This is a genomic window from Maribacter sp. (assembly GCA_020629415.1).
GTDB classification, from domain to species: Bacteria; Bacteroidota; Bacteroidia; order Flavobacteriales; family Flavobacteriaceae; genus Maribacter; species Maribacter huludaoensis.
In genome coordinates this window covers 1-11,307 of sequence record JAHDDL010000043.1, presented here as the reverse complement: position 1 = coordinate 11,307, position 11,307 = coordinate 1, and the positions used below count along the sequence as shown (strand labels likewise).

7 protein-coding genes are annotated in these 11,307 nt (G+C 33.5%); 4 read left to right on the top strand and 3 right to left on the bottom strand.

Annotation, left to right across the window (positions count from 1 at the left end):
- Nucleotides 1–451: 451 nt before the first annotated feature.
- Nucleotides 452–1,333 carry a class I SAM-dependent methyltransferase gene (locus tag QZ657_RS14615; RefSeq protein WP_291967828.1) on the top strand — a complete coding sequence of 294 codons (882 nt, stop codon included), beginning with the start codon at nucleotides 452–454 and terminating at the stop codon, nucleotides 1,331–1,333.
- Between the two features lies 1 nt (nucleotide 1,334).
- Here the strand turns inward: QZ657_RS14615 and QZ657_RS14610 are convergent, their stop codons facing one another.
- Both QZ657_RS14610 and QZ657_RS14605 read right to left on the bottom strand, forming a co-directional pair.
- Nucleotides 1,335–5,291, bottom strand: a complete 3,957-nt coding sequence (locus QZ657_RS14610) for a non-ribosomal peptide synthetase (RefSeq protein ID WP_291967827.1) — start codon at nucleotides 5,289–5,291, stop codon at nucleotides 1,335–1,337.
- Nucleotides 5,292–5,725: 434 nt separating this feature from the next.
- The gene (locus tag QZ657_RS14605) at nucleotides 5,726–5,977 is read right to left on the bottom strand and encodes a hypothetical protein (protein ID WP_291967826.1); all 252 of its coding nucleotides are present in this window, start codon (nucleotides 5,975–5,977) and stop codon (nucleotides 5,726–5,728) included.
- 657 nt (nucleotides 5,978–6,634) lie between these two features.
- Between QZ657_RS14605 and gmd the strand changes: the two genes are divergently transcribed.
- The 3 genes from gmd to QZ657_RS14590 all read left to right on the top strand — a co-directional run bounded on the left by gmd (nucleotide 6,635) and on the right by QZ657_RS14590 (nucleotide 10,349).
- Nucleotides 6,635–7,747 carry a GDP-mannose 4,6-dehydratase gene (gmd, locus tag QZ657_RS14600; protein ID WP_276471413.1) on the top strand — a complete coding sequence of 371 codons (1,113 nt, stop codon included), beginning with the start codon at nucleotides 6,635–6,637 and terminating at the stop codon, nucleotides 7,745–7,747.
- 39 nt (nucleotides 7,748–7,786) lie between these two features.
- Nucleotides 7,787–8,878 carry a GDP-L-fucose synthase family protein gene (locus tag QZ657_RS14595; protein ID WP_276471412.1) on the top strand — a complete coding sequence of 364 codons (1,092 nt, stop codon included), beginning with the start codon at nucleotides 7,787–7,789 and terminating at the stop codon, nucleotides 8,876–8,878.
- Nucleotides 8,879–9,002: 124 nt separating this feature from the next.
- The gene (locus QZ657_RS14590) at nucleotides 9,003–10,349 is read left to right on the top strand and encodes an undecaprenyl-phosphate glucose phosphotransferase (protein ID WP_276471411.1); all 1,347 of its coding nucleotides are present in this window, start codon (nucleotides 9,003–9,005) and stop codon (nucleotides 10,347–10,349) included.
- A 14-nt stretch (nucleotides 10,350–10,363) separates the two neighbouring features.
- Here QZ657_RS14590 and QZ657_RS14585 read toward each other — a convergent pair whose 3' ends face one another.
- A complete protein-coding gene (locus tag QZ657_RS14585; protein ID WP_276471410.1) occupies nucleotides 10,364–11,236 on the bottom strand; it encodes a DUF808 domain-containing protein in 873 nt (290 codons plus the stop codon).
- Nucleotides 11,237–11,307: the final 71 nt, after the last annotated feature.

Here is an 11,307-nt window from a genome sequence, read left to right as displayed (position 1 = left end):
GACGCTGTTGGGATAACTTAATTATTAAACAAAAATTTCAATTTAACACTGGTTCCTAAATACATCTCAATAAAATTTCCGAACAAATAATGTAAATAAACAATGAAGTAAAATTACAGAATATCATAAACAATTTAACTTCTAGCATTAAAACCAAAACTCCTTAGCAACAAAACCTAAAAATATAATATATTGTATTTCAATGTTTTACAATTAAAATATAATATATTCATTGAGATAATTTTTTTTTACTTCGTTGAAATTTCATCGAGAAAAAATTAACGTTCTTCGAAACTGTGACTAGAACAGAAAATAAGAGCATAATTATAGGGTTCATCAACATATTTCTTCGGCCATTGGTCTAAGAAATAATTAAGTTTATCCGAAAGTTTTTAAAGATGTATTCGACAAAATACTTAATATTGTATACCGATTACATTTTTGACTTAATATGAAAAATAGAATTGTAATATTTATAGGGAATTTGCTCTTAGCCTTACTGCCTAAGAAAGCTAAAAAAATGGCGAACAATGGCATGACCATTACGGATAAAAAATCTATTAGTTTCATTGAACTTTTTATGCGTAAATCTCTTTTAAAAAAAGCAGAAGAAGAACAAAATTATAATCAGCTTTCAGAGTTTCATAAAGCATTTTGGAAAAAAAAGGGTGCCAAATATTTCCTTGAGAACGATGATTCATTTGAAAAATCTTTTCTACCGGAATGCACTTTTTTATTCGATTTAGTGGAGCTTAAATTATCTATGGAGCAACATAATTTTCATACCATAGTAGAAATAGGATGCGGCAATGGAAAAGTACTAAATTATTTAAGTACAAAATTTCCGGACATTGAAAGATTTGTAGGTATAGATCTAAGCCAACAACAAATTTCAATGAACGAAAATACCTATGTATCTAACACAAAACTAGAGTTCATAGCCTCTGATGCTTTTGATTGGGTAAATACACATGCTACCGAAAATATGATATTTGTAACCTCTAGAGGTGTACTGGAATATTTTACGGAACCAAAACTTCTAGATTTTTTCAATAAACTGAACAACCTGGGCAAAACAACATTTGTAGCTATTGAACCTAACGGTATATATCACGACCTACAGACCAACAAATCATCTCAGCCCTATGGTTATGAGCGCTCATTTTCACATAACTATGAAGCCTTGTTCAAAACTGCAGGCTTTCATTTATGGCATAATACCACAAAAGATAGCGGTACAGATTTTTACTTAAGGTATATGGCCGCTGATAATTACAGTGCCATAACTGCAACTGAATTATCTAACCGTAAAGCTGTTAAAGCCCAGCATTAAATTATTGGTTGTTATCAATAACTTTCTGCAGCGATGTTGCTAAAACTTTGTCATTAGGTGGGCTAAACATACTCAAATGGTCTCCTGGCACGTAATGTAAATCTATACCTTTTTCCGCAAAAGATTTCCAGCCAAGATGTACACTATCATGCGTATAATCAATAACATCCTCAATTCTAAATAAGTCGACCTTAATAGACAATGGTTTTAAATGATATTTATCTACAACCTTGTTATGCTCAACAATTCGGCTTTCATACTCCCAATCATAATCGGTTTTAGACGACTCCGTTTTACCTTTCTTTAATTTTAAGTACAATTTCTTCAGGTTAGTTTTTGTAACTCCTATTCTATATTTAAAACCTTCCCTACTTGATAATTGCCTTAGAACATGTAAGGTTTTATTTGCCAAGTAATTACCATAGGCCAACTTTTTGCCCAGGGTTGTGCTTTTACCATAATGAGCATACGCATAAGTATCTAAAAGTGCCAAAGAAGAAATCTCTTCTCCTTTTGCCATGAGTTGCTTTGCCATTTCATAAGCTATAATACCACCAGACGAGTACCCGGCCAATACATAGGGCCCTTTAGGTTGAACTGCCATTATGGACTCATTGTAATGAGCGGCAATCTCTTGGACCGATTGCAATAATTCTTCTTTACCGTCTAAACCCTTAGCCTGAAAACCATAAATAGGTTGATCGGGATCCATATGGTCTTTAAGTGTTTTAAAAGACAATATATTTAAACCTGATCCATGAACAATGAACAATGGTTTTTTAGAACCCTTAGGTTGTATAGGAACCATAGAGTCCCAAGTAACTACGTTCTCTTCTATTTTTAATAGACTTGCCAGACTTTTAACAGTAGAATATTCAAATAAGGAAGATAATGGTAATCGCTGACCGGATTTTTCTTCTAACCTAGTCATAACTTTGGCAGCAATCAGTGAATGCCCACCTAGTTCAAAAAAATCATCGTTCAAATGAATCGTGTCCAAAAACAAACATTCCTTCCAAACATCTGCAACTAGTTTTTCCGCTTTGGTAAATGGTTGAATAGTTTCAACCTTATCAACCACAAAATTTGTGTCCTCCGGCAGGCTTTTTCTATCTAATTTGCCATTAAGGGTAACAGGTAGTTTTTCTAACTGTACATATTCATGTGGCAACATAAAAACAGGTAAATCGGCAGCTAACTGCTTTTTCCAAAGCGTAACATCTTTGTCCCATTCGTTGCCTTCATAAACCACATATGCTTTTAAGGCATTGTTTCTAACATCTGTAGCTACAGATTGTATTCCTTTCAATTTGCTCAAAGAATGTTCGATCTCGCCTAATTCTATTCGATGTCCGCGAACCTTAACTTGACCATCTTTACGCCCTAAACATTCAATTTGTCCATTCGGTAAAATTTTACCTAAATCTCCGGACAAGTACATTTTGGCAGTGGCTTCAGTTGAAAAAATGTTGTTTACAAAACGCTCATTTGTAAGTTCTGCCTGACCTAAATATCCGTTGGTTACACCATTACCGCCAATTGCAATCTCTCCAACTTCGCCGTTTCTTACAGGTATACCGTTTGAATCTAGAATATAGATACCAGTATTTGCTATAGGCTTCCCTATGGCAATAGGATCATCTTGTTCCGTAATTTTTGTAAGTATACAGCAAACCGTTGTTTCGGTAGGACCATATATATTCCAAACTTCATCGCACTTTTCCAATAGTATTAACGAAAGAGGTTTAGACACAGGTTCACCGCCAATAAGTGCTTTTATATGTAAAGGGTTTTTCCAACCAGAGTCTAACAAAATTTGCCAAATGGTGGGGGTTCCCCAAATTACGGTTATGTTATCATCTATTGCTTTTTTGAGTAAAAGATGCCCATCCTTTCTGGTTTCTTCATCTACCAATACAACACTTGCACCGTGAACAAGAGGTAAAAAAATCTCCATAACCATAGCGTCAAAAGAAATGGTGGTGGTGGCAAATATTTTATCATCAGGTCCTATACCAGGCTCTCTACCCATTGAATGTAATAGGTTTACAACATTATCATGTGTAACCTGAACACCCTTTGGTTTTCCTGTAGACCCAGACGTATAAATGATATACGCACCGGTATCAGAGGTGACTTCAATATTTAATACACTATCACTTGTTTCATTAGCTTTTAACCTTATATCTTCAATAAGTATAGTTGTAGCATTATGCCCTAATCGTTGTTTTGACCTATCACAGATAAAGAACGTTGATCCTGCATCTGAAATCATCAACAAAGTACGATTATCCGGGTAGCCGGTATCTATAGGCACATATCGTGCCCCACATTGTAGTATAGCAAATAAGGTGGCAATTAAATCTGGAGATCTTTCAAGTGATATAGCAACGGTATTTCCAGGTCTTATGCCTTTTTCCCATAAGTAAACAGCGGTACTGTTAATTTTGCGTTGCAGTGCTGCATAGGTTACTTTTTCGTTTTTAAATTCTAGTGCAACTGCAGTGGGTGTATTTGTAGCTTGTTTATATAACAGGCCATGTAATGTTGCTTTTGAATAATCTAATACCGTACCGTTTAAAATACTTTTTTCATCTGTAATACTTAATACTTCAGACAACTTAACATTGGGGCGTGCTATCAGCTCACTTAAAATAGCATTGAAAGAATCGCCCATTTGAAGTATTGTGCTTTCTTTGAACAAGTCCGTATTATAAGACCATTCAAGAATGATATTATCATTTGAACCTGTTGCATTTAAAAATAATTCAAACGTTTCATGTTCACGTGCATTACTATGATATTGGTATGATAATCCTTCAAAAGTAACACCATCGTCCAAATCCATATCAACATTAAAGACTACCGGTACCAATGGCACTCTACCTGGTGTTCTTGGAATATTTAGTTTCTTCAATAAGCTACCAAATGACAATTCCTGATTTTCAAAGGCATCAAAATTAGCTGATTTTCTTTTCTTTAAATAATCTATAAAACTATCGTCTATATTCAACTGGCCTTTCATTGGTAGCAACTTTACACAGTGACCAACTAAATGCTTTGCACCCATAGATGACTGACCTGCAACCGGTAAACCCAAAACAATACTATCCTTTTTTGTGGTCTTATATAGCAATAGCTCAAAAGCGGCCATCAGCGTTAGAACCAAACTGGTATTACCTTTTATACCGGTTTGTTTAATACCCTTCACTATATTCTTATCCAATAATTGATTGATACGAGCACCGTTATAAGTTCTCTTATTTATTTGTTCAAAATCTATAGGAAGATTAGTCTTGGGAACGTTATTTTGATAAAGGTTTAACCAATACTTTTCAGTGCGATCATATTCAGCACTTGATTTAACCTCATTTTGGTGCGTTACATACTCGGTATAGGGAACAGCTTCAGGGAGATTATGATGTTCATTTTTAACTCTTGCGGAATAAAGAGCCCCTAATTCTTGCATGATAATACCTAAAGACCACCCATCACAAACAATATGATGAGTTGTCATTATTAGTTGATATCTATAATTGTCAGTTTTTAGAACCGTAAATCGGATAAGCTGTTCTTTGGTCAAATCAAAAGCTTTGCCCGTATCATACTTTGTAAACTCTTCTATGGCCGCTGCTTTATCTATAGCTGGTAATGTAGAAAAATCCTGAAGGTCAATATTGGTGATGATAGATGAAAAAACATTGATAAACTTCCCATCTGGACTAAAGACCGATCTCAGCGATTCGTGGCGACTAACTAACATATCTACGGACCATTGTAATGCGGAAACATCAAGTTCTCCTTCAAACTCAATTGTCAATGACAGGTTATAAGCCTTATTTGCATCATCGCCACCAAAATAACAAGAATACCAAATTTCTTCTTGCGCATCAGTTGTGTGCAAAATATGCTTTAGCTTTGGTCCTTCAAAGGGATTAAAATGTGTTAGTACTTCCAAGATTATTTAAAAATATAGGTTAATGCATTTAAGAATATGGGTCTCGTACGTTTAAAAGCTATGAAAACCATTTAAACATTAACAAAAGCTTAGATAAGCTAATTACTACGCTATTGAAATTACGAAATTCTTTATTTACAGGGATAAATATATTTATATTCTATAGAAATAGAATTTAGATTCGCTAATGTGTAAATAAAAAGAGTTGTTTGCTAAGTTTGGTCTTAAAAAAGGAAATATTAGAACCTATAAATTATTCTTTACGCTTAAAAAAAATCTACAGTTCTGAATTTAATAAAAGCTCAAAATATACAATCTGTAGCTATTTAAAAATAACAATGCCCTTAGCTTTTAAAGGCTAAGGGCATTGTTATCAAAATATTTAAATAATCTATACGCTCCTATAAACTAAAATCAATAGTAAATTTTAACGCTTAAACATTCAATAACCTTTCGGTCATAATTTTAGCATACAATATTTGATTTTGTTCAATAGAATTGAATGCATCTTTAGCATTTGCACTCTTCGTTCTTTTACTGACCAAAGCACTTTCAGCTTTAGCAGTTTTAGCACTTTTCTTAAGCTTAAAATATGGCTTAAGGTGCATGTAGTAATTTTCAAGAGAAACTAACTTTTTCTTCTGATAATGAGATGTTAGCTTTCCATTTAAAATGTTAGATATCATCGTATGGTGGTTTAAGTTGATAAAATAACGGGGAAAAACAATAAAAATTATAAATTCAAATAAAATGACCAAATTCTGCTTTAAATATTGATCATTATTATTTAGTTAAATAAACATAAGCTAAATATTAATAACCGCACTCATTTTGTATGAATTTTACTAAATTTTAACAAAATTTAATGCAAACTGTTAATTTAAAAATTATGTGCAATAGGTAGTAAATATAAAAGACCTTATACTTTAATTATACCATTGTTGTTACAGATACCTACCACTGCACCATTCTTAATGCCCATTTTTATTGAGGAAAACTGAACAAGAATGGTAAGAAAAACAGTTTAACGAATAAATCATTAATTGGCCTAAGGTTTGTTTGTATTGAGATACAAAACACAAATAATGTCCTAAATTTGCCTCACAACCATTAACCATAGTTTAAAAGATATAGTGTATATCTATCTAAATCTTAACAACTTCCGATACTTTAATACTTGTTATCTAGTTAATGGTAGAAATGATATATAGGTTAAAAAAACAAAGACCATTTATTCATTTTTTAAGCATTGTTTATACTATTATGAAGTTTTAAGCATTTATAATAATATCAATCAAGATTTTAAATTAAAAAAACATTTATAAATCCATTTTTCTATTACTATGAAAGTAGCATTAATTACAGGAGTCACGGGTCAAGATGGCGCCTATTTGAGTGAGTTTTTACTAAAAAAAGGGTATCAAGTACACGGTCTTAAGAGAAGGGCTTCATTGTTTAATACGGACAGAATTGATCACCTTTACCAAGACCCTCATGTTGAACACAGAAATTTTGTACTACACTATGGTGATATGACAGATAGTACTAATCTAATTAGATTGATACAAGAAATTCAACCAGATGAGATTTATAATTTAGCGGCCATGAGCCACGTTCAAGTATCATTTGAAGTACCAGAGTATACAGGTAATGCCGATGGTTTAGGTACATTAAGAATATTGGATGCCGTTCGTTTGTTAGGTTTGACCGAAAAAACACGTATTTACCAAGCATCAACATCAGAATTATACGGTAAAGTACAAGAAGTACCGCAATCAGAAACCACTCCGTTCTACCCACGTAGTCCTTATGCAGTTGCAAAAATGTACGCATATTGGATTACCGTAAACTATAGAGAAGCATATAACATGTATGCCTGTAACGGTATTCTTTTTAATCATGAATCACCTATTAGAGGAGAAACTTTTGTAACCAGAAAAATTACAAGAGCTGCTGCAAGAATAGGTTTAGGTTTACAGGACAAAATGTACCTTGGTAATTTAGATGCACAAAGAGATTGGGGCCATGCCAAAGATTATGTAAGAATGATGTGGATGATTCTTCAAGCAGAAGAGCCAGAAGATTGGGTTATTGCTACCGGTAAAACTACGCCCGTTCGTGAATTCGTAAGAATGGCATTTGCAGAAATGGGAGTTGAAATTGAATTTAAAGGAGAAGGTATTGACGAAAAAGGTTTTGTAAAATCATGTTCAAATCCAGAAATCCAAATAGAAATAGGAAAAGAAATTCTTTCTGTAGATCCTAAATACTTTAGACCAACAGAGGTTGAATTGTTAATTGGTGATGCCACTAAGGCAAATACGAAGTTAGGTTGGATTCCTGAATATGATTTACAAGGATTAGTAAAGGATATGATGACAAACGATCTTAAGCTAATGAAAAAGGATCAATATCTGAAAGAAGGCGGTTATGTTACCTTCAATTATTTTGAGTAAAATTTCTATAATATCTAATTAGTAGGTAAAATATACCAAATGTTAAATAAAGAAGCTAAAATATATATCGCAGGTCACAGAGGTCTTGTAGGTAGTGCAATTGTTAAGAATCTTGAAAGTAAAGGATATTCAAATCTAATTTTTAAAACACATAAAGAATTAGATTTGACCGATGCTACAAAAGTGGCAGAGTTCTTTGAAACCGAGAAACCGGCATATGTTATACTGGCCGCTGCCAAAGTTGGTGGTATAGTTGCCAATAATACGTACAGGGCAGATTTCATTTATGAGAATCTTATGATTCAAAACAATGTAATTCACCAAAGCTACCTTCATGGAGTTAAGAAGTTACTCTTTTTAGGCAGCACATGTATCTATCCAAAAAACTGTCCTCAGCCAATGAAAGAGGACTATTTATTGACCGATACGCTAGAATATACCAACGAACCTTACGCTATTGCTAAAATAGCAGGTATTAAAATGTGTGAAAGCTACAATTTGCAATATGGCACAAACTTTATTTCTGTTATGCCGACCAACTTGTACGGTCCTAATGATAATTTCGATTTAGAAAAATCACATGTTTTACCTGCATTGATCAGAAAAATGCATTTAGGGAAAGCATTGGAGAATAATGACTGGGATGCCATATTTTCAGATTTGAACGCTTTACCTATTGAAGGCGTAAACGGAAGTTCTTCCAAAGATGAAATTTTATCCGTTTTAGATAAATACGGTATTAAAGAGAAGGATGGCAGCATTCATTTAGAAATTTGGGGCACCGGTAACCCTATGAGAGAATTCTTATGGAGCGAAGACATGGCCGACGCCTGTGTATTTCTAATGGAACAAAGAGATTTTAAAGACTGTTATTCATCAAGTAACAAAGAAATAAGAAACACCCATATCAACATTGGAACGGGTATTGATATTTCAATAAAAGACTTGGCGCAGTTAATACAAAAATCCATAGATTTTAAAGGTGAATTGTATTTCAACACCGATAAACCAGACGGTACATTGAAAAAATTGACAGACCCAAGTAAATTACATGACCTTGGCTGGAAACATACCGTATCATTGGAACAAGGTGTTCAACAAGTTTACTCTTGGTACACTAAAAAGAATTAAGTTATATAAATATCAGATTTCCATTTATCCCCAAATTTACAATTAGCCAATAGTTGCCTATCAGCTATTGGCTAAATGTACCAACCTATTTTTAGCTCGTTTACCAACCATTTCTAAAAGCTAAATGAAGAAATCTTTATTCATAATACCATTGTCGTTGATAGTCCATATTTTGATTATCAACGTTACAATATACGTATATACACCTGAGACATACCTAAATGTTTTCAGCATACTATACTATAATGTGGCATGGCTTATAACTACGTACAGTTTGCATTTTTACCCTACTGCAAGACGCGATGGTTTTATGACCAACTTAAAGAGTTTCTTAAAACTTTTTGTTATTTACGGTTTGGTCTATTTTACCTCATTCGTTTTTTTTGGTATTTACTCTTATTCCACCGGTTACCTATTTCTTGCTTATTTACAAATTTGTGCATTGCTCACCCTTTTTAGAGGTTTGTTCTATTTAGCTAGAAACATATATAGAAAAAGAGGATACAACAGTACCAGAGTTGTTGTAATTGGCAGGGATAAAAACTTACCCAAGCTGAAACGCATATTTGATAATCCGGAATATGGATACTCTTACATGGGCTATTTTGACAATGTCAAATCTGATAACAACTCATGCCTGGGGGATATTAAGAGCTCTTTCAATTACATTTTTGAAAATAATGTAGAAGAGGTGTATTGTATGGCTTCAAAATTATCCAAGTCAGAAATACAGTATTTAATGAAAATTGCCGATAATAGTTTTAAGAGAATTAAAATTATTCCCGATAATAAAGAGCTGTTTTCCAACACCATGTCTATTGAATTATATGGAGCGGTGCCCATTCTTAATTTAAGAGCTTCGCCATTAGACCTAGATTATTCCAATTTGGTAAAACGTATTTTTGATATTGTATTTTCAAGTATGGTCATACTGTTTATCTTATCATGGCTAACACCAATTGTATTTGTATTGATGAAAATAGATTCTAAGGGACCTTTATTTTTTAAACAAAAACGGCATGGTGTAAACAGACAAATTTTCTGGTGTTACAAATTTAGGTCTATGACCAAAAGTAAAACCAGTGATACCAAAATGGCAACTAAAAACGATGCAAGGGTAACAAGGCTAGGTAAGATTTTAAGAAAAACAAGTATAGATGAACTACCGCAATTTTTCAATGTATTGATTGGAGATATGAGTGTTGTAGGACCAAGACCACACATGGTAGTGCATACCCAAGAATATGAAAATTCAGTAGACCGCTATTTGGTAAGACATTTTATTAAACCTGGCATTACAGGTCTAGCACAAATACAAGGCTGCAGAGGAGAGATTCTTGATCGATCCGATATCGTCAACAGAGTACGTTACGATATTTTTTACATGGAAAAATGGTCACTAGCATTAGACGTCAAAATCGTCTACAAGACCATATTTAACGCAATTAAAGGAGAAGAAAAAGCATATTAAGCTGAATGAACTGCCTAATCTTTCTTTTTAAATAGCATTTTAAAGCCCTTAAAAAATAATAAGGCCATTATCCCTACCAAGAGACCAACAATAAACTCTACGATTATACCAGGTACATTTGGGAGCAAATGATGTAAAAAATCAATGTTATGTACAAATATTCCTCCGGAAACCAATAGAAGCGCCAAAGTCCCTATTACCGATAATGCTTTTATAACCTTTGGAAGTGCGTTAACAAAGAACCTACCAATAATATCAGAAATACTATTTTCTTTGTCATTTAAGTTTATAAGTCTGGTACCAAATTCATCCATTCTTACAATTAACGCTACAATACCATAAACCCCTACCGTTGCAATCAATGCCACTACGGATACCACGGCTATTTGGGTCACCAATGGCTCATTAATTACTGCGCCTAAAGCAATTATGACTATTTCAATGGATAATATAAAATCTGTTACTATAGCAGACTTTACTTTGGTTTTTTCCAATTCCAGGATTTCATCTTTGGTCATTGGTTCTGTATCTGCAGAAATATGTTCGTCTTCGTGCGGCACGAAGAATTCATATATTTTTTCGGCACCTTCAAAAGCAAGATAGATGCCCCCAAGTATTAAAACTACCGTAACCGCCCAAGGTAGAAAGGCACTTAGCAAAAATGCAATAGGCAGTATAATGATTTTATTTAATAAGGAACCTTTAGAGATTGCCCACAATACCGGTAATTCCCTTTTAGAGACGAATCCTGATGCTTTTTCTGCATTAACGGCTAAATCGTCACCTAGAATACCAGCTGTCTTCTTAGTGGCTATTTTACTCATTGCCGCTACATCATCTAAAAGCGCCGCTACATCATCTAAAATTGCAAAAAAACCTGAAGCCATGTATTTTAATTTTGGTCAAAAATAAATTAACCAAACGGTTTATGGGAATTCTATTCGTAAAAAAGATAACC